The following is a 22,484-nucleotide window of genomic DNA, read 5'->3' on the forward strand; positions in this document are numbered from 1 at the left end:
ATCGACGTGCGTTCCCGAAGCGAGGGGCAGTGAAATGACTGGCGCAGCGGATCCGGAGGCGCTTCGGGTCGTCTTTCTCGACCGCGGCTCGATCGGGCCCTCGGTCGAGCTTTCCAAGCCGGGCTTCCCCCATGAATGGGTCGAGCACGACCGCACCCATCCCGACCAGGTGGTCGAACGCCTCCAGGGCGCCGCTATCGCGATCTGCAACAAGGTGCCGATCCGCCGCGCGCAGATCGAGGCGCTGCCGGATCTGAAGATGATCGCCATCCCGGCGACGGGCTACGATGCCTTCGACATCGCCGCCTGCCGCGAGCGCGGCATCGTCGTCTCGAACGTGCGCGGCTATGCCACCAACACCGTGCCCGAGCATACCTTCGCGCTGATCCTCGCGCTGCGCCGCAGCATCGTCGGCTACCGGCAGGCGGTGATCGACGGCAGATGGCAGGAGTCCGGCCAGTTCTGCTTCTTCGACTACCCCATCAGCGACCTCGCCGGCTCGACGCTCGGCATCGTCGGCGAGGGCGTGATCGGCCAGGGCGTCGCGCGCATCGCCCAGGCCTTCGGCATGCGCACGCTCTTCGCCGCGCACAAGGGCGTCGCGGGCATGGGGCCGCTCTACACGCCCTTCGACGAATTGCTCGCGACCTCGGACGTCATCACGCTGCACAGCCCGCTGTTGCCGGCGACGCGCGACCTCATCGCCGGACCCGAGTTCCGCGCGATGGCCCGCCGACCGCTCCTGATCAACTGCTCGCGCGGCGGGCTCGTGCACGAGGGCGACCTGGTGCGGGCGCTCGACGCCGGGCAGATCGCGGGCTTCGGCTTCGACTGCCTGACCTCCGAGCCGCCGGTGCCGGAGAACCCGCTGCTCGGCGTGCTCGGCCGGCCCAACGTGATCGTCACCCCGCATGTGGCCTGGGCGAGCGCCGAGGCGATGCAGACGCTCTGGGACCAGACGATCAGCCATATCGACAATTTCCACGCCGGGCGCCCGAGCAACACCCTGACCTGATCCCGCCGCCGCGGGCGGGGTTTCGCGCTCAGCGCAGGGGCATGCCCGGAGCCTTGCCGAGCTTGCGGGTCACGCATTCGGCGACCGCCTGGCAGAATTCCGCCTCTCCTGCCGCGAGTCCGGTCAGCCGCGCCGCCCGCCAGGCCTCCTGGTCGGCCGCCTCGCCATAGGCGTCGACAAGCCGGTCGGCCGCCTCGTGAACGGCGCGGCCATAGGCGCGCCGCGCACCGAAGAACGCGAACATCTCCACCCCCGGAACACTCCCACCGCCAAGTCTGCCACCGGGGCCGGCACCGGGCAATGGTTTGGTTAGGACGACGTTAACGCCGGGCAGCGACCTCGCCGTCGACTCTCCTCCCGGTGCCAGGGATCCCCAGTCCGATCGACCCGTGGCGATCGGGCCGCGCGGGCGCGGCCTGTTCCCTGTTCCGGAGCCCGGTCCGGGGCCACGGATCTCGGCCAGGCGGCGGGTCCGGCGGAAGGATCAAGTGGCCTCCGGATGCGATCGTCCCGAAAGGGCGCCGGACGACGCCACGACCCGGACACCCACGATCTTCAGGATCTCGGCCTCGCCTTCGGGCCCTGGCGGGTCGCCGGCCGGCGGGCAGACCTCGACGAGGCTTCAGTATTCCGTCGGCAGCACCGGCTCGCCGCGCATCCGCGCGACCCGGTCGGCGACGGCCTCCCAGAAGTACCGCTCCGCCGCGGCCGTTCCCGGAACCCGTGCCGCCTCGCGCGCCTCGGCCTCCGCGACGGCGCCATGCGCCTCGACCAGCATTTCCGCGCGGCTGCGGATGTCCCGCCCATAGGCGATGCGTGCCTGCAGCGAAGCTTTCATTCCCGTCCCCCGTCGCTCCCGGGGGGAGAATGCCAAATCCGCCCCTTTGAGACAAATGCTTCGTTATCGACCGGTTAATGGGCCCCGCGCGGCGGCGCCGGCCGGCAAAGGCCCGCTCACGGAAAGTTTGGGGGGCCGCGCCGGGCTTTCGGCCTATCTCGGATCTCCGGACGTCATCGAAGCCGAAAGGGAGGTCACCCATGCGACGCAAGAAGGCCAGCGATTTCGACCAGCGGCTGCTCGATCTCTACGACGGCTACGTGCACGGGCGCATGAGCAAGCGCGCCTTCCTCGACCATGCGGCGAAATACGCCGTCGGCGGGGTGACCGCGGGCGCGCTCCTCGAAAGCCTGCAACCGGACTACGCCCTCGCCCAGCAGGTCGCCCCCGACGATCCGGCGATCACCACCGAGGTCATCGAATACGCCTCGCCGGAAGGAACCGGCACGATCCGCGGCCTGATGGCGCGGCCCGCCGGCGCCGCGGGGCCACTGCCGGCGGTGCTGGTGGTGCACGAGAACCGCGGCCTCAACCCCTATATCGAGGATGTGGTGCGCCGGCTGGGCAAGGCGGGCTATCTCGCCCTCGGGCCGGACGGGCTGAGCTCGCTCGGCGGCTATCCCGGCAATGACGACGCCGGGCGCGAGATGCAGTCGAGCCTCGACCGCGCCGAACTGATGGAGGATTTCTTCGCCGGATTCGAGCATCTCCTGAACCATCCGGATTCGACCGGCCGGGTCGGCGCGGTCGGCTTCTGCTACGGCGGCGGGGTCTGCAACGCGCTGGCGGTGGCCTATCCGCAGCTCGCCGCCGCGGTGCCCTTCTACGGCCGGCAGCCGGACGCGGCCGACGTGCCGGCGATCGAGGCGCCGCTGATGCTGCATTACGCCGGGCTCGACGAGCGCACCAACGCCGGCTGGCCGGACTACCAGGCGGCGCTGGACGCCCACGGCAAGAGCTACGAGGCCTTCTTCTACGACGGCGCGAACCACGGCTTCCACAACGACACCACCCCGCGCTACGACGCGGCGGCGGCCGAACTGGCCTGGGACCGCACGCTCGGCTTCTTCGCGGACCGCCTGGGCTCGACCGCCTAGCCGCGGCATCGGCCGATCCCCGCGAGCCGCACCGCGAAAGCCCGCGCCCCGACGGCCCGAAAACCCGGATCCGGCGGCGGCGCAGCCCTCCGGGCGATCCGCGCGCCGCGGGGCGCTAACGTGCTGGTAACCTTGGCGGCCTAGACCCGAAGGCGTCGGTGCCTCGAGGAGAATCCCCGCATGACGCCCCGGTTGGCCCTCGGGCTTTGGCTGCTGCTGGCGCTTGCCTTGCCGGCACTCCCGGTGCATGCCTCCGACGCCGACCCCGAAGCGGCGCTCTGCGAGCGTGCCATCGTCGCCGGCGCCCGGCGCGGCGGCGTGCCCCCGGAGGTGCTGCACGCCATCGCGCTCACGGAGACCGGGCGCAAGTCGAACGGCCGCGTGCGGCCCTATCCCTGGGCGATCAACCGCGAGGGCAAGGGATTCTGGTTCGCCACCCGCGACGAGGCCATGGCCTTCGCGCGCGCGAGCCTCGCCGAGGGGCGCGAAAGCTTCGACGTCGGCTGCGTCCAGATCAACTTCCGCTGGCACGGCCACGCCTTCCCGTCGCTCGACGACATGTTCGACCCGGAATGGACCGCGACCTATGCCGCGCAATTCCTGCGCAACCTCTACGAGGAGCGCGGCTCCTGGTCGGAGGCCGCCGGCGCCTATCACTCGCTGACCCCCGAGCGCGCGCAGATCTACCGCGCGCGCTTCGACCGGCTGCTGGCCGGGCTCGATCCCTCGGCGCTCACCGAGGCCGAGGCGCTGGTGGCGAGCGCCGTGCCGGTTTTTGCCGGCGGCGGCAGGGCGGCGCGGCGCGCGGCCGAGCGCCAGGCGATGGTCGAGCGCATCCGGAGCGCGCGGCTCGAGCCGCCGCCGGCACCGGTGATGGGATCGGTCGGTGCGGGCCACATGATCGCGCCCGCGGCGGGAGGCCTGCTGGTGCAGGGCTCGACGCTCCTGACCGAGGGCCGGGCGCTGCTCGTCGCGCCCTCGGGCAGCCTCTTCTGAGCGGCCCCGCCATGCCGATGCGCCTGAGCCTCGCCGCGCTCTACCAGCCCACCGTCATGCTGGCGATGGCGCTGATGGCGGTGATCATCATGATGGTCCTGCCGATGCCCTCCTGGGTGCTCGACCTCGGGCTGGCCGGCTCCTTCGCGCTGGCGATCCTGATCTTCACCATCACCCTCTTCATCCAGCGGCCGCTCGACTTCTCCGCCTTCCCCACGATCCTGCTCGCCTCGCTGATGCTGCGGCTCTCGCTCAACGTCTCCTCGACCAAGCTGATCATCGGCGAGGGCCATACCGGGACCCATGCCGCCGGCAACGTGATCGAGGGCTTCGCCATGTTCATCATGGGCGGCTCGATCCTGCTCGGGCTCGTGGTCTTCGGCGTGCTCCTGATCGTCAACTTCATCGTCATCACCAAGGGCGCCGGGCGCATGGCCGAGGTCGGCGCGCGCTTCGCGCTCGACGGCATGCCCGGCAAGCAGCTCGCCATCGACAGCGACATGGCCGCCGGCGCGATCTCGCACGCCGAGGCCCGCGAGCGCCGCCGCATCGAGCAGGAGGAGACCACCTTCTTCGGCTCGCTCGACGGCGCCTCGAAATTCGTCAAGGGCGACGCGGTGGCGGGCCTGCTGATCACGCTCCTCAACCTCGTCATGGGGCTGGTGATCGGGGTGGCGGTGCATGGCATGCCGATCGGCGCCGCCTTCGAGACCTATTCGATCCTGACCGTGGGCGACGGGCTGGTGACCCAGATCCCCGCCGTGATCATCTCCATCGCCACCGCCATGCTGCTCTCCAAGGGCGGCGTGCTCGGCTCCACCGACCGGGCGCTCATCAGCCAGCTCGGCGGCTATCCGATGGCGCTGGCCACCGTCGCCCTGCTCATGGCGCTCTTCGCCTTCATCCCCGGCCTGCCCTTCACGCCCTTCCTGATCGGCGCGGCCTCGCTCGGCGGCGCGGCCTGGCTCGCGCGGAGCGCCAGGAAGGCCGAGGAGGAGCGGGCCGCCACCCCGGCGCCGGGCGCCGAGGCCCCGGCGCGCCGCTCGCTCGGCGACCTCTTGGACGTGGACGAGATCCACATGGAATTCGCCCCGAACCTCGTGCCGGTGGTCATGGACAGCGCCACCGGGCTCGACGCGCGCATCGTGAACATGCGCAACCACATCGCCAGCGAATTCGGGCTGATCCTGCCCGAGATCCGGCTCACCGACAATCCCGGCCTCGACCCCGGCTGCTATGCGATCCGCATCCAGGGCGTGGAGGCCGCGCGCAGCCAGGTCGAGATCGACCGCGTGCTCGTGCTGCTGCCCGAGGAGGGCGCCGAGGCCCCCGAGGGCCGCCCGGTCGCCGAGCCGGTCTATGGCGCCCCGGCGCGCTGGATCGAGGAAACGCTCCAGGAGGAGGCCGCGCTCATGGGCCTCTCGGTGGTCACGCCGACCGAAGTGGTCGCCACGCATCTCCTGGAGATCGTGAAGTCGAACTTCGGCCGGCTGTTCACCCGCCGCGCCCTGCGCAAGCTGCTCGACGAATTCACCTCGCTCTCGGACCCGAAGCGCGCCGAGGCCAACCGGCGCATGATCGACGAATTCGTGCCCGACAAGTTCCCCATCGACACGCTGCAGAGCGTGCTGCGGCTGCTGCTCGAGGAGCGGGTGTCGATCCGCAACCTGCCGCTGATCTTCGAGGCCATCGGCGAGGTGCATTCCGCCCAGACCGGCGCGGAGGCGATCTGCGAGCATGTGCGCCACCGGCTGGGCTTCCAGCTCGTCTCCGAGATCCAGGAGGCCGACGGCGCGCTGCCGCTGATCCAGCTCAACCCGGCCTGGGAGGAGCTCTTCCAGCGCTACCAGCTGCCCGAGGGCTCCGGCATCGTCGACGTCGCCCTGCCGCCGGCGGAGTTCAACAAGCTGGCCAATTCCGTGGCCGAGCGCATCGCCAGCGCCGGCGCCCAGGGCCGCTACCCGGCGGTGGTGACCTCGACCAAGCGGCGCCGCTTCCTGCATACCGTGCTGACCGCCAAGGGCATCCGCAACCCGGTGCTCTCCTTCGAGGAGGTCGGCTCCAACGTCCGGCCGGCGGTGCTGGGAATGGCCTGATGTTCCAGGGCCTCGCCGCGATCCTCGACCTGACCGAGGCGGGCCTCGCCGGCTTCATCCTGGTCTTCACCCGGATCGGCGCGGTGATGGCGCTGCTCCCGGGCTTCGGCGAGCGCATGATCCCGGCCCGCGTCAAGCTCGGCCTCGCCCTCGCCTTCAGCACCGTCGTCTGGTCGATGCTCCCCGACCCGCTGGTGCGACCCGACCCCGAGCGCGCCTTCTTCCTGATGATGCTGATCGAGGCGGCGCTCGGGCTCCTGCTCGGTCTCGCGATCCGGCTGATGGTGCTCGCCCTGCAGCTCGCCGGCTCGATTGCTGCGCAATCCACGGCACTGGCCCAGATCTTCGGCGCCGGTGCCACGCCCGACCCGATGCCGGCGATCGGCAATATCCTGATGCTTGCCGGCGTGACGCTCGCCGTCGCCTCCGGCCTCCATGTCAAGGCGGCGCTCCTCATGGCGCGCTCCTACGAGATCCTGCCCATGGGACTGGCCCCGCCGGCGGCCGACGTCGCCGCCTGGGGCACGGCGCGGGTGGCCCAGGCCTTCGCGCTCGGCTTCTCGCTCGCCGCGCCCTTCGTGATCGCGGCCTTCGCCTACAACCTCGCGCTCGGGGCGATCAACAAGGCGATGCCGCAGCTCATGGTCGCCTTCATCGGCGCGCCGGCGATCACCGCCGGGGGCCTCCTGATCCTCATGCTCGCCGCGCCGGTGATCCTGACCTACTGGAACGGCCGGCTCGACGCCGTGCTCACCGACCCGCTGGGGATGCCGCGATGAGCGAGGGCGAAGGCGGCAGCGGCGAAAAGGTCTTCGACCCGACCCCGCAGCGCCTCGCGGATGCCCGCAAGCGCGGCGACATCCCGAAATCGAACGACGTCACCACGGCGGCGACCTATCTCGGCCTGCTCGCGGTGGTGCTCGGCGGCGGCGGCTTCGCGATCGAGCGCGCCGGCGGCACGCTGATGGTGCTGGTCGCCCAGCCCGACCGGCTGCTCGGCCGGCTGCTCGGCCCCGGCGGCCCGAAGCTCTCCGCCGCCATCATCGGCGAGGCGCTCTGGGCGCTCGCCCCGATCTTCCTCGTGCCGATCGTGGCGGTGCTGGTCAGCCTCTTCGCCCAGCAGGCCATCACCTTCTCCGGCGACAAGCTGAAGCCCAAGCTCTCCCGCCTCTCGATCCCGAAGAACGCCAGGCAGAAGTTCGGGCCGACCGGGCTGATGGAATTCGCCAAGGCGGCGGTCAAGCTCACCGCGATCTCGATCGCGCTCTTCTATTATCTCGCCCATGACCTCGACCGGATGATCGGCGCCGCGGAGGCCGAGGCCAAGGTGGTGGGCGGGCTGATGCTGGAAAGCCTCGTGGTCCTGCTCGCCATCGCCACCGCCATCGCGGTGACGATCGGCGGGATCGACATCGTCTGGCAGCGCTTCGACCATGCCCGCAAGCTGCGCATGTCCTACCAGGACATGCGCGACGAGACCAGGCAATCGGAGGGCGACCCGCATATGAAGGCGCAGCGCCGCTCGCGCGCCGAGGCCATCGCCACCAACCGCATGCTGCTCGACGTGCCCAGCGCCGACGTGGTGATCGTGAACCCCACCCATTACGCCGTGGCGCTGAAATGGTCGCGGACCCGGGGCGCCGCCCCGGTCTGTGTCGCCAAGGGCGAGGACGAGATCGCGCTCCGGATCCGCGACATCGCCGGCACCGCCGGCGTGCCGCTCCACAGCGATCCCCCGACCGCCCGCGCGCTCCATGCCACGGTGGAGATCGGCCACGAGATCCGGCCCGAGCATTACCGCGCCGTCGCCGCCGCGATCCGCTTCTCCGACCGGATGCGCAAGGCCGCCCGCGCGCGGAGCGGCGCGTGACCCCGGAAGCGCTGCGCCAGCTCGCCGCCCTCGCCGAGGCGCGGCGCTCGCGCGACCTCGCGGTGCTCGATGCGCTCCTGATGGAGGACCGCCGCCTCGCAGCCGAGATCCTCGAGGTCGCCGCCGCCCCGGCGCGCGACCTCGCCGAGGGCGGGATCGCCATCGCCCCCATCGCCCAGCAGGCGCTGCGCTTCGCCTGGCTCGAACAGCATATCGCCGTCCTGCGGCGCCGCCGCGCCGAGCTCGCCCCGCGCATCGCGCAAGCCCGGGCCGCGGCGACCCGCAGCCTCGGCAAGCATCAGGCGCTGGAGCATCTCACCGAAAGCGCCGAAGCGGCCGCCGAGCGCCGGCGCGCGGCCCGCTCCGAGCGCGAGGCCATGCCGCCCGGACCCCGCGACCCCTGATCGCGCCCCGGCCCTCAGCGGATCGCGAGCCGCAGCCCGCGCACCGGGATGCCGTCGAGCTCGGTGGTCCAGGTCTCGCCGGGACGGACCGGCTGCGCGTCGGTCAGCGTGCCGGTGGTCACGATCTCGCCGGCCGCGAGCGGGGCCGAGCCCGGACGCCGGGCGATCTCCGTCACCAGAAACCGCAGCGAGGCCAGCGGCCCGCCGAGCACCTGCCTCGCGTGGCCCGCATCCCTGACCTCGCCGTCGCACAGCAGCAGCACGGGGAAGCTCGTGAGCATCCTGCCCCAGGCCGCGCGGTCGGCCGAGATGTCGTGGCGCGGGCCGAGGAGCAGCGCGCCGTGCAGCCCGAAGGCGGCCGCCGCCTCGGCGCAGGTCAGCTTCCAGCCGGGAAAGACCGACTGCACGATCTCGAAGCCATGGGCGATCCAGTCGATGCAGCCGAGCAACTCGACCTCGTCCATCTCGGGCCGCGGCGCGCGGCCGAGGTGCAGCACGATCTCCGGCTCGATCCGCGGCTCCGCCAGGCCGGCGATCTCGAACCCGGCGCCGAGATCGGCGAGGTCCTGCACCGTCGTGTCGAAGAGGAAGTTCCACATCGGCCCGGTGACGCCGTAGCGCGGCCAGATCGCGGTATTGGTGAAGCCGATCTTGCGCCCCACCGGGTGCTCGCCCCGCGCCTCGCGCAACTCGGCGATCCTGGCCACGATCGCATAAGCCGCATCCATGTCGAGATCTTCATAGCGCCGGGACGGCCGGCCGGTGCCGAGCAGGGCAAGCAGATCCTGCGCGATTCGTTCCGACACGCCCGCCCCTCCGATCGCTGTCGCCTGTCGCACCCGGCGACAGGATGCGCCCGCGGCCGGCGGGGCGCAAGCGGGCAATTCCCGCGGCGCGCGAGCACGCGGAAGCGAGAGGCCGAGGCGCCGCCTTCCTGCCGCGGATCCCGCAGATGACACATCCGCCGGTGAAACCCGACCCCCTCGGCTTCCACGCTTCCGCGCTCCGGCCGACGAACCGGCGCGAGGCAATGCCTCGCCGTCGCCGGTTCGGGGTGCCTCCGGCCGGTCAGACGTCCTGCCGGGCGATCTCGGTGATCAGCACCTCGCCGATCATAGCCTCGCCCATCACATTCTTTCCGGCCTGGAGCAGCGCCGACTTCAGATCGTCCATCTTCTGCCCGGAGGTGAAGCTGCCGTCGAAGCCGCCGGAATTGGCATGGCGGAAGAGCGCCTTGAGGAAGCTGTCGCGCAGCCGCGGCTGCACCGCCTCGACCACATGCGCGCCGTCCATATCGGTCTCGAGCGACAGCGAAACCACGACCATGGCGATCACCTTCTCGCCGGCGAAGACCGGCACGACGAAGGGCTTCTCCATCGGCACATAGGTCAGCTCCTCCTCGTGCTTCTTGACCGAGACCTTCGTGGTCTTGAAGGGATCGGCCTCCGCGGTCTGGCAGGGCTCCACCTCCCCGTGGCCGCAATCGGCACTCGCCTCGTGGGAGGGTTCGGCCTCGGGCGCGGGCCTGAGGTAGAGCCCCGCGCCGACGCCGGCGCCGAGCCCGACCAGCGCGATCAGGAGCGGGATCAGGAACTTCATGATCGGCCTCGTCAGTAGGGCATGACCCGGTCGGTGACCTGCTGGCCCCATCGCGGCTGCTGGGCATCGGTGATCTGGCCGCGCCCGCCGTAGAGGATGCGCGCCCCGGCGACCCGGTCGTATTCGATCTCGTTGTAGCGCGAGATGTCCTCGGGCCTCACGATGCCGGTCACCTGGAGGTCGCGCAGCTCGAAATTGACCCGCACCTCCTGGTCGCCCTGGATCACCAGATGGCCGTTCGGCAGCACGCGCACCACGGTCGCGGCGACCCTGAGCGTCAGCTTCTCGTTGCGCTTGACCGAGCCGTCGCCCTTGAAGTCCGATTGCGACTCGAGCTGCAGGTCGCCGTTCATGCCGTCCATGGCCGGCGGCAGGAACTTGCCCGCGCCGAAGAAGCCGCCGATCGAGGCGTCCTCGCTGCCCTGGCGCGTGCGCTTGGTGGAATTCTTCATCTCCGCCTCCTCGTCGATCTCGATGACGACGGTGAGCAGGTCGCCGACGGTGCGCGCCCGCCGGTCGCCCAGGAGCCCGGAGGGTCCGTTGTTCCAGAGCGAGGCCTGCTGGTAGGCGAAGCGCGCCGGCTCCGGCGGCGGCACCGAGAGTGCGGCGCGCTCGGCGGTCAGGATCGGCTGCGCATTGGCATCGACGGTGCCGATCGAGGTCATCGCCGGCGGCTTGCCGATCGGGCTGGTGCCGCAGGCGGCGAGCAGGACGGTGAGGCCGAGCCCCGCGAGATTTCCGGTTCGGATCATTGTCCCACCTCGATGCTGCCGTCGGCCAGGACCGACCCTGTGACGATCTGGCGCGAGGCCAGGTTCATGACGCGCACCAGCTCGCCCGCGCCGGCGCGATCGAGCGTGCGGCCCTCGGTGGTGATCGAGAGCGCGCCCTCGCTGAAATGCATGCGCACCAGCTGGTTGCGCTCGACCAGCGCCGGCGCGCCGATCTGGTTCGAAAGGATCGGCCGGCCGGGATAGAGCGTGGTGCGGGCCTCCTGCCCGACCACCGCGGCGATCTCGGCGACGGCACCCGCGGCGCTGGTCTCGCTCGGCACCACATCGGCCTCGCCGATCAGGCTCTGGGCCCGGATCGCGCGCACCGGCGTCACCGATTGCGCGAAGACCGCCCCGGCCGCCAGCATCAGCACCATCAGGCCGCAGAGAAGGCTCGCCCGCAGCATCGGCTCAACGGATCTGGGTCATGGCGGCGAGCATCTGGTCGGCCGCGGTGATGACCTTGGCATTGAGCTCGTAGCCGCGCTGGGCCTCGATCAGCCCGGTGATCTCGTGCACCGCATCGACGCTGGAGCTCTCCAGATAGCCCTGGCGGAAGGTGCCGCGGCCGTCCTCGCCCGGCTGGCCGACATTGGGCTGGCCGGAGGCCTCGGTCTCGCGGTAGAGGTTCGAGCCCAGCGCCTCGAGCCCCTTCTCGTTGCTGAAGGAGACGAGATTGAACTGGCCGAGCAGCTGCGCCTCGGTCTGGCCGTCGAAATAGGCATAGACCTCGCCGTCCGCGTTGATCGAGATCTGGCGCGCGTCCTCGGGGACGGTGATGTCGGGGACCACGGTATAGCCGTCCGAGGTCACGATCAGCCCATCGCCGTCGCGCTTGAGCGCCCCGTCGCGGGTATAGGCCGGCTCGCCGCTCGGCAGCGTGATCTCCAGATAGCCCTGGCCCTCGATCGCGAGATCGAGCGAGCCGCCGGTCTCGGTCACCGTGCCCTGCGCCACCTGCATCGACACCGCCGCGGCGCGCACGCCGAGGCCGAGCTGGACGCCCGCCGGCAGCACCGCGCCATCGGCGGAATTGATCGTGCCGGGACGCTGGACCTGCTGGTAATGCAGGTCCGAGAATTCCGCCCGCCGGGCGTTGTAGGCCGTGGTCGACATGTTGGCGAGGTTGTGGGAGATCACCTCGACCCGCATGTTCTGCGCCGCCATGCCGGTCGCCGCGATGTTCAGTGCACGCATACTCGCTACTCCTGGTCGTTCCCGAGGCCGGTCAGCCGCGCTGGCCCAGCACGCGCACCACCATCCGGATGCGCTCGTCTTCCTGATCCATCATCTTCTGGCTGTGCTCGTAGGCGCGCTGCACCTCGATCATGCGCGCCATCTCCGCCACCGCATTGACGTTCGACTGCTCGAGGAAGCCCTGCACCACGCGCCCGCCCTCGACGGGGACCGTGTCGGTATCGGCGCGGAAGAGCACGCCGGCCTCGCGGAAGAGCTTCGTCTGGTCCTCGACCGTCACCAGCCCGATCTTGCCCTGCGGCGCGCCGTCCACCGAGATCGTGCCGTCGGCGGCGATGCCGATCTCCTTGGCCTCGAAAGGGATGAGGATGGCGCTGCCGCCCTCGTCGAGCAGCGCGTGGCCGTCCATGTTGACCACCTGGCCGTCGGCGTCGCGGGTGAAGGCGCCGGCGCGGGTCAGCCGCTCGCCCTGGGGCGTCAGCACGACAAAATAGCCCTCGCCCTCGATGGCGAGATCGAGCCTGCCGCCGGTCTCCACCAGCGCGCCCTGCAATTCGTCGGTGAAGCGCGCCCGCGCATCGGTCATCGCCACGCTGCCGCCCTCGGCGGGCAGCGCCCGGACCACTTCCGCGAAGACCACGCCCTCGCGGCGGTATCCGGTGGTCGAGAGATTGGCGATGTTGTTCGCGACGGTCTGCAGTTCCCTGGCGAGGCCCGATTGCCGGGTCAGCGCCACATAGCCCGCAAGATCCATTGCACTCTCCCGCGATTCTCGCGTCACCGCGCGGACATCCGCGCTCGGAGGGCACCATGGCGGCGGTTGGTAAAGATTCGGTCAAGCCACGGACGAGCTTCGGAAAGCTCTCTTCCGGCCGAGACGGCCGGCTCATCCCGGCAGCCCTGCCGCCCGACTGACACTGCGGCCCGAAGCCCGATCCCGGGTCAGGAAAAGGCCGCGTGGCCCGCGCGGCCCGCACCACATGCCCCGGACCGAAAAGGCGAGGCGCCGCGGGCTCCTCGCGCCCCACGGGAGCGGTTGTGTCTCCCGCGATCGGGCGGCAGAGTGACGGCCTCGGATCTTCAGGGGAGGAACGATCCATGCTCGCCGCCGTGTCGAAACCGCTGGTCCGCCTCGTCGACCGCTACCTGCCCGACCCCTATATCTTCGTGCTGATCCTGACCCTGGTGGTCTTTCTCGCCGCGGTGCTGATCGAGGGCCAGAACCCGCTCGCGGTCGTCACCATGTGGGGCGACGGCTTCTGGAAGCTGCTGGAGTTTTCCATGCAGATGCTCCTGGTCCTCGTCGCGGGCTTCATGCTGGCCAATTCGCCCCTGGTGAAGCGCCTCCTCACCCGCATCGCGGCGCTCGCCACCACCCCCGGCGGCGCGATCCTGCTCGTGACCCTCGTCTCGCTGACGGCGAGCTGGATCAACTGGGGCTTCGGCCTCGTGGTCGGCGCGCTCTTCGCCAAGGAACTCGCCCGCCAGATCCGCGTCGACTACCGCCTGCTGATCGCCTCGGCCTATTCCGGCTTCCTGGTCTGGCACGGCGGGCTCGCGGGCTCGATCCCGCTCTCGGTCGCCACGCCGGGCCATCCCTTCGAGGCGATCACCGGCATCATCCCCTCCGACCAGACGATCTTCTCGGCCTTCAACCTCGCCATCGTCGTGGCGCTCTTCGTCGCCGTGCCGCTGGTCAACTGGATGATGCTGCCGTCCGAGGCCGACAGCGTCTATGTCGACCCCGCGAAGCTCGCGGAGCCCGAGCCCGACGACGGCTCGCTGCACCGCCCCTCGGACCGGCTGGAGACCAGCCGCACCCTCTCCTGGCTGATCGGCGCCGCGGGGCTCCTCTGGCTCTTGGTCTATTTCTCCGGCGGCGGCGGGCTGACGCTGAACGTGGTCAACTTCCTGTTCCTGACGCTCGCCATCATCCTGCACGGCACCCCGCGCCGCCTGCTCGCCTCGCTCAACGAGGGCATCAAGGGCGGCGCCGGCATCGTGATCCAGTTTCCCTTCTACGCGGGCATCATGGCGGTGATGGTCGGCTCGGGGCTCGCCACCACCATCTCCGACTGGCTGATCTCGTTTGCCAGCGCCGAGACCCTGCCGTTCTGGACCTTCCTCTCTGCGGGAATCGTCAACTTCTTCGTCCCCTCGGGCGGCGGGCAATGGGCGGTGCAGGGGCCGGTGATCCTGCCCGCGGCCCAGGCGCTCGGCACCGACATGGCCCGCGCCGCCATGGCGGTGGCCTGGGGCGACGCCTGGACCAACATGGTTCAGCCCTTCTGGGCGCTGCCGGTGCTGGCGATCGCGGGCCTCAACGCCAAGGACATCATGGGCTTCTGCCTGATCCAGCTGGTGCTCTCGGGCATCATCATCGCGATCGGGCTGACCTATGTCTGAGGGATCCACGCAGGACTTCGGCGCAGACCGAAGTCGGTCGTTGCGCCGGACGCCGGCATCCGGGTACAACCCTGCGGCAATGTCTGCAAATATCGCAGGAAAGGGGCTCCTCTCGGCCTGCGGTCGGCTATAGTCAGCGCGGGCCGGGGGAGGCCCAGGGAAGGAGAAACCATGAAGACGACAGTGATCATCCTCGCGGCCTCGACGGCACTGGCGGCCTGCGCCGCCAACGAGCAGATCTCCGAAACCGGCCAGACCGTGGGCCAGTGGCGGATCGACGTGAACGAGAACGCGGGTCCCGGCTGCTTCGCGGTCCGCAACTTCGTCGACCCGAATTCCGAGGTGCAGATGGGCATCAACGCCACCTCGACGCCGCCGTCCGGCTATCTCTCGATCTTCGTGCAGGGCTACGAGGGTATCGCGCCCGGGCAGTCGATTCCCGCGACCTTCACCGTCGGCGACCGGGAGTTCACGGGCACCTTCACCGGTCAGGACACCGCCGGCTTCGGCGGCGCCACCGTGCCGGTGGACAACGCCGAGTTCATCTACGACCTCGGCAATTACGACGAGCTCACCATCAGCTACGGCGACGACCGGCGCGTGATCGTCCCGCTCGATGACGTCGACCCCGCCATCGCCGCCCTGCGCAGCTGCCAGGAAGGCCTCTAGGCCGGTCGCGCCGGCGCCGGCGCCGCAGCCATGCGGCGCCGGACTTTGGCGCGGCGCCTGCTCCGCGATAGCCCGAGGCAAGTCCTTGCCCAGGATCCTGTCCGGCTGACCGACACCGGCGCCCCGGGACCCCGGATCCTCTATCCGCGGGTCCCGCGAAGGGCCGAAGCCCTCACGGAAGTTGCCAGCCGGTTAACGGCGCGCGCATTCTTTTCGTAGAATCAACAGGTTACTGGACTGTGCGCGCGCGCACAACCGCGCGCGGGACCGCCGGCCGTCAGCGTCCGATCACCAGCGGGATGATCTGGTCCTGGTAGAATCGCACCAGCGTCGCGCCCGAGAAGCTCATGGTGATCCAGAAGACCGCGAGGATCGCGCCGAGCTTCGGCACGAAGGTCAGCGTCATCTCCTGCACCGAGGTCAGCGCCTGCACGAGGCCGATCGCCACGCCGACGATCAGCGCCACGGCAAGGATCGGCGCCGAGACGACCATCGCCGTCCAGAGCCCCTGGCGCAGGATGTCGAGAACCTCGGCTTCGGTCATGGCTCAGACGGGCATGCGCAGGATTTCCTGATAGGCCTCGACCACCTTGTCGCGCACCGCGACGGCGGTCTGCACCGCGAATTCCGTGGCGGCCAGCGCCTCGACCACCGCCTGGGGATCGGCGCGGCCCACGAGCCCCGCCTGCACCGTCTCCTCGCCGGCGCGCAGCGTCTCCAGGAAATCCGCGCCCGCCGCCTCGAAGGCCGCCGCCGCGGTCTTCCCGGCCTCTTCCGGCGCCACCGGCTTCGCGGCGAGCTGGGCCTGGGAATAGAGCTGGGATGCGAGTGTCGCCTTGATGTCCATTCTGGAAATCCTTTCCGTTAACGGCGCAGCAGGTCGAGCAGCGAGCTCGCCATCTGCCGCGCCTGCTCGAACATGCGCAGATTGGCCTCGTAGGAACGGTTCGCCTCGCGCGAATCCGCGATCTCGACCATCAGGTCGACGTTTGACCCCTCGAAATAGCCGTCCTCCCCGGCCATGGGGTGGTTGGGGTCGTAGACCCGCGCCAGCTCGCGCTGGTCGAGCCGGACCGGACCGGTCGCCACCGCCCGCGCCTCGCCGCTGCGCTGGAAGGTCTCCTCGAAGCTCACCGTCTTGCGCCGGTAGCCCGGCGTGTCGGCATTGGCGATGTTCTCCGCGCCGATGCGGATGCGCGCCGATTGCGCCCGCATCCCGCTCGCCGAGGCCGCCATGGTCTTCATCATCTCGTTCATCTTGCGGGCTCCTAGCGGTTCCGGCCGATCGAGGCGCGCAGGATGTCGAGCGACTTGCGATAGACCCCGAGCGCCATGTCGTGGCTCTGGCGCACCTCGGCGGCGCGCATCATCTGGTCCTCGAGGCTGACGGTATTGCCGTTCGGGCTCTCCGCGCCCAGGGCCGTCACCTCGCGCACCGCGACACCGTTCGCATCCGCCCCGAAGGCGCGATGCCCCGGCCGTGTCACCTTCGCGGCGAAGGCGGGCGCACCGCCGCGCAGGCTCTCGGAGAAATCCGCCACGTCGCGCGCCCGGTAGCCGGGCGTATCGGCATGGGCGATGTTCTCGGCCACCACCTGCTGGCGCGAGCCGGCATGCGCCGCGAGCCCGCTCGCGAGCCGAAGGATGTTGAGGTTCAGATCCATGGGCCGGGTTCTCCCGCCGTTCCGCGTCGAAACCGCGGCTTAACCCTTGTTGGTTGACAAAGCGTAAGCAGCCGGATCGGCGCGGGAGGCCCCATGCATACTGACTTCACGGCCCTGACGGCGGAATTGTCCCGCATTTCCAACCACAAGCGCATCGGCCGCGTCGCCGCGGTCGGCACCGCCTCGCTCGAGATCGCCGGGCTCACGCATCAGGCGCGAATCGGCGACCAGGTCTCGATCGCCCTTGCCGGCGGCCGGGATCTGGGCGGCGAGATCGTCGGCATCTCCGAAAGCCGAGCCCGCGCGATGACCTATGCGCCGCTCGAAGGCGCCGCCGTGGGGCGGGAGGCGAGGCTCCTCGGCGAGACCGGCGTGCACCCCGACGCCAGCTGGGTCGGGCGCATCGTCGACGCCTTCGGCCAGCCCCTCGACGGCCGGCCCCTGGCCGCGGGTGCCGCCACCGCCGCCCTGCGCCACGAGCCCCCGGCGCCCGCCACGCGCAAGGCGCTCGGGCCCCGCCTCTCCACCGGCCTCGCGGTCTTCGACACCGTCCTGCCCATCGCCCGCGGCCAGCGCATCGGCGTCTTCGCGGGCTCGGGCATCGGCAAGTCCTCGCTTCTCGCCGACCTCGCCCGCGGCATCGAGGCCGATATCGTGGTCTACGCCCTGATCGGCGAGCGCGGCCGGGAGCTGCGCGACTTCGTGGAGAACGTGCTCGGCCCCGAGGGCATGGCCCGCGCCGTGGTCATCGCCGCCACCTCCGACCAGGCGCCGCTCATCAAGCGCCGCGCCGCCTGGATGGCCATGGCCACGGCCGAGGTCTTCCGCGACCAGGGCCGCCACGTGCTCCTGCTCGTCGACAGCCTCACCCGCTTCGCCGAGGCCCATCGCGAGATCGCGCTCACCGCCGGCGAGGCGCCGTCCTTGCGCGGCTTCCCGCCTTCCACCGCCAATCTGATCGCATCCCTCTGCGAACGCGCCGGGCCCGGGCCCTTCGGCAAGGGCGACATCACCGGCATCTTCTCGGTGCTGGTCGCGGCCTCGGACATGGACGAGCCCGTCGCCGACATCACCCGCGGCGTGCTCGACGGCCATGTGGTGCTCGACCGCGCCATCGCCGAACGTGGCCGCTTCCCGGCGATCGACGTCCGCCGCAGCGTCTCGCGCAGCCTGCCAGGCATCGCCAGCGAGGCCGAGAACGCCCAGCTCGCCCGCGTCCGCCGAGTGCTGACGGCCTACGAGAACGCCGCGCTGATGATCCAGACCGGCCTCTACGTGCCCGGCAGCGACGCCGCCATCGACGAGGCCATCGAGCTCTGGCCCCGCCTCGACGCCTTCTTCACCGAACGCAGCCCCGAGGGCGTCCCCGCGAGCTTCGAGCGACTGGGCACGTTGCTCGCACGATAGCCTGCGTCATGGGAACCGGCTGCGACCGGGAACCACACTCAACAGACCCGAAATCGCCACTTCCCCGCAGCACCGAGTCCTTCGCCGTGACACATGCCGCACGACAGGAGGCCGGTCCGTCAGTGCCCGCACTCGGCCCGAAGCAGCCAAATTCCTCACCTCGCTCCGCGTCACCACAGGGTGGGACTCTGCCGCGCTGGGTGGCACTCAAGCGAATATTTTGTCTAGCGAAGCAAAGTCGAAACCTCGTCCGCTGAGATCGGCGCGGGACCAATCCACGAAGCGATACCTCTCCCGGAAACGGGCTTCAGAGGCGGCATCGGAGAAGAAGTCAACGATGGCGAGCGGCGTCTTTTTCGGGTGGGGGTCGCCTTTGCCCCAATTGTGTTTTTGATAGTTTGTCACGAGCGCGTAAAGGATTTGTCGGGCATAATCATCCTGGGTGGGCAACGAGAAGCCGATGATGGCCATGCCGGAACTGTAGTAGCCGGCGTTTCCCATGCCGTACCAGAAATCGTTCATGCGAGTTGCATAGAGTAGCTTGGTGGCGGACGGTGGAAGGATGCGCGGCGTGGCCAAGAAAAGCAGTCTCTTGGCGTAGAGTGCCTTCAGGTTCTTGGCACGGTAGACATTCCTGAGCGGATCTATATGGTGGCAGGGGCCATCGACTAGGCGCTCCAAGCCCAAGGCGGCCTCATGCGAGAATATGATATCCTCGGGGGGCGGCGCATTCTCCCTTTCGTGCAATGCAATCAGACGTTCAAATTGGGAGCGGTCGAACCAGTCGATGGAGCCGTGAACCTTGAGGACTACAACTTCATCCCGGCTATTGTCGACAGTACCACGAAGTTCATGAACGCTCGCTAATCGGGTTGAGAATAGTCGATAGGGTTTGCCTATGGTATCCAGCGCTCGCTCAAGCAACGTGTCATAGTTGAAAGTGATGACAGTGTCGTTCAAATCAAGACGCTTGGCAAATTCTATATAAAGTCCAGGCAATGCGTTGAGCTCGTTCAAGTGGCGGGCCAAAATAGTGCCGATCAAGAACTTGGTGACGATTGTGCCTTCGTTGCCGTCTTCGCTCCAGGTATCGCTGCCACGCAGTCCCAGGTGGTGCTCCACATCAAGGAAGCCCATGAAGTCTTCGAAATCCACTGTGTCTGGCGTCGGTGCGTTGCCGTCGATCTCCCGGCGGAACTCGATGTAGCGATGCAGGTCTTCGTTGAATTTGTAGGCCCTGAGGTCCCGTGAAAAGGACGCGGCGGTCTCGCGGATCTCCTCCCAAAGGTCTGCCGCGAGCGGGAATCCTGCGGGTCGCGAGAAGCCGGCCCCAAGGATGATCAATCGATACCTGTTCGACATGAGTGCGTCCCCGGCAAAACCCCGTGTCGGATCAACTTGCGTCAGATCTCGCTCGAACTCAAACCGTCGCCGCCAAGGGTGACTCAAGACTCCCATAGAGGTTGCGCCGGCGACCCGCGCCTGGCGCATGGAGGCCGAAGCAGTCTATTCTGCGAGATACGGTAGGAATGGCGACCAGCCAAAGAGGCGCGGTCGCAGGTGATTGCAGATAGGACTATTCGCGGTGTCCGTTGCGTTCTCCATGCTCGCCGCCGGAGCTCCCGTGATCCGGTCGCAGGCGCCCATGGATGACCGTCCCGTCTTGGCCCGCCGGCGCCTCGCCAGACACGAAGCCGCAGCGTCGTTAACACTTTATCCTTTTGAAATCAGCGGTTTGCGATCTGTCCCCATGGGGACAGTCTCTCGGGCGGCCCTTTTCCGCCCCCAGGGCCGCGCTTCAGCCCAGCCCTTCCGCGGCGAAGAGCGCCCGCAGGTCGGCCTCGGGCCGGGCGCCGATATGGCCGATGACCTCGCCGGCGGCGAGGCAGCCCATCCGGGCGCAGGTCAGCCAGTCCCGGCCGCCGGTCAGCCCGTGCAGGAAGCCCGCGGCGAAGAGATCGCCCGCGCCGGTGGCGTCCACCACCCGCACCGCGGTCGCCGGGGCATGGACCCGCTCGCCCCCGGCCAGCACATGCGCCCCCCGCTCCCCGACGGTGCAGGCCGTCACCGGCACCTCCGCCTCCGCCCGGCTCATCGCGACTGCCAGATCTTGCGTGAGATAGAGCGAGCACAATTCATGCTCGTTGGCCACCAAGAGGTCCACGTCCGCCCGGATCATCGCCAGGAACGCGTCCCGGTGCCGCTCCACGCAGAAGGGGTCGGAGAGCGTGATCGCCACCCTGCCGCCGTTCGACTTGGTGGCGCGGATCGCCTTGGCGAAGGCCGCCTGGCTGTCGGGGCCGTCGAAGCGGTAGCCCTCGAGGAAGATCCATTCCGCCCCCGCCATCGCCGCCGCGTCGATATCCTCCGGCGCGAGGAATTCCGAGACCCCGAGATAGGTGTTCATCGACCGCTCGCCGTCCGGGGTCACCAGCACCATGCAGCGCCCGGTCTCGGCCGCGTGGTCGCGCGGCGCGAGCGGCGTGGCATAGCCCGCCCCCTGCGCCCGCAGGTCATGGGCGAAGATCGCGCCGAGCTGGTCGTCCTTGACCTTGCCCACATAGGCCGTGCGCGCCCCGAGCGCCGCGAGCCCGGCGATGGTATTGGCCGCCGAGCCGCCCGAGACCTCGCGCGCCGGTCCCATGCGGGAATAGAGCTCGACCGCGCGCGCGGTGTCGATCAGCTGCATGATGCCCTTCTCGACGCCGTTCTCGGCGAGGAAACGCTCCTCGATCGAGGCGATGACATCCACGATGGCATTGCCGATGCCGATGACCTGGACGGGCTTGTTCAAATCGTCTTCTCCTCGAAGTCACAGAGGTCGCGGATCAGGCAGGCCGCGCAGGCGGGCTTGCGCGCCTTGCAGACATAGCGGCCGTGCAGGATCAGCCAGTGATGCGCATGCAGCTGGTAGGGCGCCGGCACCTGGTCCTCGAGCGCGCGCTCCACCGCCGCCACGTCCCGCCCCCTGGCGATGCCGGTGCGGTTGGCCACGCGGAAGATATGCGTGTCGACCGCCTGGGCGGGAATGCGCCACCAGGTGTTCAGGACCACGTTCGCGGTCTTGCGCCCGACGCCCGGCAGGCTCTGGAGCGCCGCGCGCGAGGAGGGAACCTCGCCGCCGAAATCCTCGACGAGGATCTGCGACAGGCGCATCACGTAGCGCGCCTTGTTGCGATAGAGCCCGATCGTGCGGATATGCCCGATCAGCCCCTCCTCGCCGAGCGCGAGCATCTTCTCGGGCGTGTCGGCAAGCTTGAAGAGCGCCTCGGTCGCCCGGTTCACCCCCTTGTCGGTCGCCTGCGCCGAGAGCGCCACCGCCACCAGCAGGGTATAGGCGTTCACATGCTCGAGCTCGCCCCGCGGCTCGGGTTCGCTCATCTGGAACCGCCGGAAGACCTCGCAAATCGTCGGGTAGTCGAGCTGTGCCGGCATGGCTCCCCTTGGCACGGGTTCCGGGGATGCGCAAGGCACCGCTCCGGCAGCCATTGCGCAGGATCCGGGTGGCCCGGCCGGGGCATTCGTCTATCTTCACGCCAAAGGAGTACCGACCGATGTCCCAGATAGAGGATGCCCGCTCCGATCCCTACCACTACGGCGTGATCGGCCGGGCCATCGAGACCATCGCCGCGCGCCGCGAGGAGACCCTCTCCCTCGAGGAGGTGGCCGCCGGCGTGGGCCTCAGCCCGGCGCATTTCCAGCGCGTCTTCTCGCAATGGGTCGGGGTCAGCCCCAAGCGCTACCAGCAGTATCTCGCGCTCGACCATGCCCGGCGGCTGCTCGCCGACCGCCACAGCGTGCTCGAGGCGGCACATTCCACCGGCCTCTCGGGCGCGAGCCGGCTGCACGACCTCTTCCTGCGCTGGGAAGCGATGAGCCCCGGCGAATACGCCCGCGCCGGCGCCGGGCTGGCGATCGCCTGGGGCTGGTTCGACACGCCCTTCGGCGAGGCGCTGGCGATGGGCACGGGCCGGGGCCTCTGCGGCCTCGCCTTCGCTGCGGAAACCGGCCGCGAGGCGGCCATGGCCGACATGCGCTCGCGCTGGCCCGAAGCCGCCTTCGCGGAGGATCCCGAGGCGATCCGTCCCTGGGTCGAGGCCGCCTTCGGCACGGGCGGCGAGGCGCGGCTGCAGCTCATCGGCGCGCCTTTCCAAATCAAGGTCTGGGAGGCGCTGCTGACGGTTCCCACCGGCCATGTCACCACCTATTCCGACATCGCCGCGGCCATCGGCCGGCCGCGCGCGGTCCGGGCGGTGGGCACGGCGGTCGGCCGCAACCCGATCAGCTGGCTCATCCCCTGCCACCGCGCGCTGCAGAAGGCCGGTGGGCTCGGCGGCTATCACTGGGGCCTGGGCGTGAAGCGCGCCATGCTCGCCTGGGAGGCGGCCCGGCTGGACAGCGCGGCCTGAAACGGGCCTGCGGCGGGCCAATCGATCGGCCAAAGGACACTCGA

26 protein-coding genes are annotated in these 22,484 nt (G+C 69.6%); 11 read left to right on the forward strand and 15 right to left on the reverse strand.

Going from position 1 to position 22,484, the window contains the following annotated elements; all coding sequences use genetic code 11:
* Positions 1-34: 34 nt before the first annotated feature.
* A complete protein-coding gene (locus V7050_RS00155; RefSeq protein ID WP_324367191.1) occupies positions 35-1,015 on the forward strand; it encodes a D-2-hydroxyacid dehydrogenase in 981 nt (326 codons plus the stop codon).
* A 28-nt stretch (positions 1,016-1,043) separates the two neighbouring features.
* Here V7050_RS00155 and V7050_RS00160 read toward each other — a convergent pair whose 3' ends face one another.
* Both V7050_RS00160 and V7050_RS00165 read right to left on the reverse strand, forming a co-directional pair.
* On the reverse strand, positions 1,044-1,265 hold the full coding sequence (locus V7050_RS00160; RefSeq protein ID WP_324367194.1) for a hypothetical protein: 222 nt from the start codon (positions 1,263-1,265) through the stop codon (positions 1,044-1,046).
* Positions 1,266-1,637: 372 nt separating this feature from the next.
* Positions 1,638-1,853, reverse strand: coding sequence for a hypothetical protein (locus V7050_RS00165; protein WP_324367196.1), 216 nt, complete (start codon positions 1,851-1,853; stop codon positions 1,638-1,640).
* Between the two features lie 200 nt (positions 1,854-2,053).
* Between V7050_RS00165 and yghX the strand changes: the two genes are divergently transcribed.
* The 6 genes from yghX (at position 2,054) to V7050_RS00195 (ending at position 8,316) form a co-directional block, all read left to right on the forward strand.
* The gene (gene yghX, locus V7050_RS00170) at positions 2,054-2,950 is read left to right on the forward strand and encodes a YghX family hydrolase (RefSeq protein ID WP_324367198.1); all 897 of its coding nucleotides are present in this window, start codon (positions 2,054-2,056) and stop codon (positions 2,948-2,950) included.
* Between the two features lie 180 nt (positions 2,951-3,130).
* Positions 3,131-3,946, forward strand: coding sequence for a lytic transglycosylase domain-containing protein (locus V7050_RS00175; RefSeq protein WP_324367200.1), 816 nt, complete (start codon positions 3,131-3,133; stop codon positions 3,944-3,946).
* A 17-nt stretch (positions 3,947-3,963) separates the two neighbouring features.
* The gene (flhA, locus tag V7050_RS00180) at positions 3,964-6,042 is read left to right on the forward strand and encodes a flagellar biosynthesis protein FlhA (protein WP_442885305.1); all 2,079 of its coding nucleotides are present in this window, start codon (positions 3,964-3,966) and stop codon (positions 6,040-6,042) included.
* Positions 6,042-6,821: a flagellar biosynthetic protein FliR gene (locus tag V7050_RS00185; RefSeq protein WP_324367204.1), complete on the forward strand. Its 780-nt coding sequence runs from the start codon at positions 6,042-6,044 to the stop codon at positions 6,819-6,821. Before flhA ends, V7050_RS00185 begins: the two co-directional genes overlap by 1 nt.
* On the forward strand, positions 6,818-7,912 hold the full coding sequence (locus V7050_RS00190; RefSeq protein ID WP_324367206.1) for an EscU/YscU/HrcU family type III secretion system export apparatus switch protein: 1,095 nt from the start codon (positions 6,818-6,820) through the stop codon (positions 7,910-7,912). Before V7050_RS00185 ends, V7050_RS00190 begins: the two co-directional genes overlap by 4 nt.
* Complete coding sequence (locus tag V7050_RS00195) at positions 7,909-8,316, forward strand: hypothetical protein (RefSeq protein ID WP_324367208.1); 408 nt, start codon at positions 7,909-7,911, stop codon at positions 8,314-8,316. The genes V7050_RS00190 and V7050_RS00195 overlap by 4 nt, the downstream gene beginning before the upstream one ends.
* Before the next feature lie 14 nt (positions 8,317-8,330).
* Here V7050_RS00195 and V7050_RS00200 read toward each other — a convergent pair whose 3' ends face one another.
* The 6 genes from V7050_RS00200 to V7050_RS00225 all read right to left on the reverse strand — a co-directional run bounded on the left by V7050_RS00200 (position 8,331) and on the right by V7050_RS00225 (position 12,639).
* Complete coding sequence (locus V7050_RS00200; RefSeq protein ID WP_324367210.1) at positions 8,331-9,122, reverse strand: 2-keto-4-pentenoate hydratase; 792 nt, start codon at positions 9,120-9,122, stop codon at positions 8,331-8,333.
* Between the two features lie 262 nt (positions 9,123-9,384).
* The gene (locus V7050_RS00205; protein ID WP_324367212.1) at positions 9,385-9,915 is read right to left on the reverse strand and encodes a flagellar basal body-associated FliL family protein; all 531 of its coding nucleotides are present in this window, start codon (positions 9,913-9,915) and stop codon (positions 9,385-9,387) included.
* An 11-nt stretch (positions 9,916-9,926) separates the two neighbouring features.
* Positions 9,927-10,667, reverse strand: a complete 741-nt coding sequence (gene flgH, locus V7050_RS00210; protein ID WP_324367214.1) for a flagellar basal body L-ring protein FlgH — start codon at positions 10,665-10,667, stop codon at positions 9,927-9,929.
* A complete protein-coding gene (flgA, locus tag V7050_RS00215; RefSeq protein ID WP_324367216.1) occupies positions 10,664-11,095 on the reverse strand; it encodes a flagellar basal body P-ring formation chaperone FlgA in 432 nt (143 codons plus the stop codon). The genes flgH and flgA overlap by 4 nt, the downstream gene beginning before the upstream one ends.
* Positions 11,096-11,099: 4 nt before the next feature.
* A complete protein-coding gene (gene flgG / locus V7050_RS00220; protein WP_324367218.1) occupies positions 11,100-11,885 on the reverse strand; it encodes a flagellar basal-body rod protein FlgG in 786 nt (261 codons plus the stop codon).
* A 31-nt stretch (positions 11,886-11,916) separates the two neighbouring features.
* Positions 11,917-12,639: a flagellar hook-basal body complex protein gene (locus V7050_RS00225; protein ID WP_324367220.1), complete on the reverse strand. Its 723-nt coding sequence runs from the start codon at positions 12,637-12,639 to the stop codon at positions 11,917-11,919.
* 344 nt (positions 12,640-12,983) lie between these two features.
* Between V7050_RS00225 and V7050_RS00230 the strand changes: the two genes are divergently transcribed.
* Positions 12,984-14,291 carry a short-chain fatty acid transporter gene (locus V7050_RS00230; protein WP_324367221.1) on the forward strand — a complete coding sequence of 436 codons (1,308 nt, stop codon included), beginning with the start codon at positions 12,984-12,986 and terminating at the stop codon, positions 14,289-14,291.
* 171 nt (positions 14,292-14,462) lie between these two features.
* Positions 14,463-14,960, forward strand: a complete 498-nt coding sequence (locus tag V7050_RS00235; protein ID WP_324367223.1) for a hypothetical protein — start codon at positions 14,463-14,465, stop codon at positions 14,958-14,960.
* Positions 14,961-15,237: 277 nt separating this feature from the next.
* Here the strand turns inward: V7050_RS00235 and V7050_RS00240 are convergent, their stop codons facing one another.
* From V7050_RS00240 to V7050_RS00255, 4 genes are read right to left on the reverse strand one after another with little or no spacing between them, the layout of a single operon-like run.
* Positions 15,238-15,504: a flagellar biosynthetic protein FliQ gene (locus V7050_RS00240; RefSeq protein ID WP_324367225.1), complete on the reverse strand. Its 267-nt coding sequence runs from the start codon at positions 15,502-15,504 to the stop codon at positions 15,238-15,240.
* Positions 15,505-15,507: 3 nt separating this feature from the next.
* The gene (gene fliE, locus V7050_RS00245; RefSeq protein WP_324367227.1) at positions 15,508-15,807 is read right to left on the reverse strand and encodes a flagellar hook-basal body complex protein FliE; all 300 of its coding nucleotides are present in this window, start codon (positions 15,805-15,807) and stop codon (positions 15,508-15,510) included.
* A 17-nt stretch (positions 15,808-15,824) separates the two neighbouring features.
* Positions 15,825-16,217, reverse strand: a complete 393-nt coding sequence (gene flgC, locus V7050_RS00250; RefSeq protein ID WP_324367229.1) for a flagellar basal body rod protein FlgC — start codon at positions 16,215-16,217, stop codon at positions 15,825-15,827.
* Positions 16,218-16,228: 11 nt separating this feature from the next.
* Complete coding sequence (locus V7050_RS00255; protein ID WP_324367231.1) at positions 16,229-16,624, reverse strand: FlgB family protein; 396 nt, start codon at positions 16,622-16,624, stop codon at positions 16,229-16,231.
* A gap of 93 nt (positions 16,625-16,717) precedes the next feature.
* Here V7050_RS00255 and V7050_RS00260 point away from each other — a divergent pair, with 93 nt between their 5' ends.
* Positions 16,718-18,031, forward strand: coding sequence for a FliI/YscN family ATPase (locus V7050_RS00260; RefSeq protein WP_324373659.1), 1,314 nt, complete (start codon positions 16,718-16,720; stop codon positions 18,029-18,031).
* Positions 18,032-18,238: 207 nt separating this feature from the next.
* Here the strand turns inward: V7050_RS00260 and V7050_RS00265 are convergent, their stop codons facing one another.
* The 3 genes from V7050_RS00265 to nth form a co-directional block, all read right to left on the reverse strand.
* Positions 18,239-19,393 (reverse strand): SIR2 family protein, encoded by a 1,155-nt coding sequence (locus V7050_RS00265; RefSeq protein ID WP_324366003.1) that lies wholly within the window; start codon positions 19,391-19,393, stop codon positions 18,239-18,241.
* Between the two features lie 436 nt (positions 19,394-19,829).
* On the reverse strand, positions 19,830-20,825 hold the full coding sequence (locus V7050_RS00270) for an adenosine kinase (protein ID WP_324366002.1): 996 nt from the start codon (positions 20,823-20,825) through the stop codon (positions 19,830-19,832).
* Entirely contained in the window at positions 20,822-21,466 is a 645-nt protein-coding gene (gene nth / locus V7050_RS00275) for an endonuclease III (RefSeq protein WP_324366000.1), read from the reverse strand. Before nth ends, V7050_RS00270 begins: the two co-directional genes overlap by 4 nt.
* Before the next feature lie 119 nt (positions 21,467-21,585).
* On the opposite strand from nth, the gene V7050_RS00280 reads away from it, so the two are divergent.
* Positions 21,586-22,440, forward strand: a complete 855-nt coding sequence (locus V7050_RS00280) for a bifunctional helix-turn-helix domain-containing protein/methylated-DNA--[protein]-cysteine S-methyltransferase (RefSeq protein WP_324365998.1) — start codon at positions 21,586-21,588, stop codon at positions 22,438-22,440.
* Positions 22,441-22,484 lie beyond the last annotated feature (44 nt).

The sequence above is a fragment of the Amaricoccus sp. genome, from assembly GCF_036846665.1.
Classification (GTDB): Bacteria; Pseudomonadota; Alphaproteobacteria; order Rhodobacterales; family Rhodobacteraceae; genus Amaricoccus.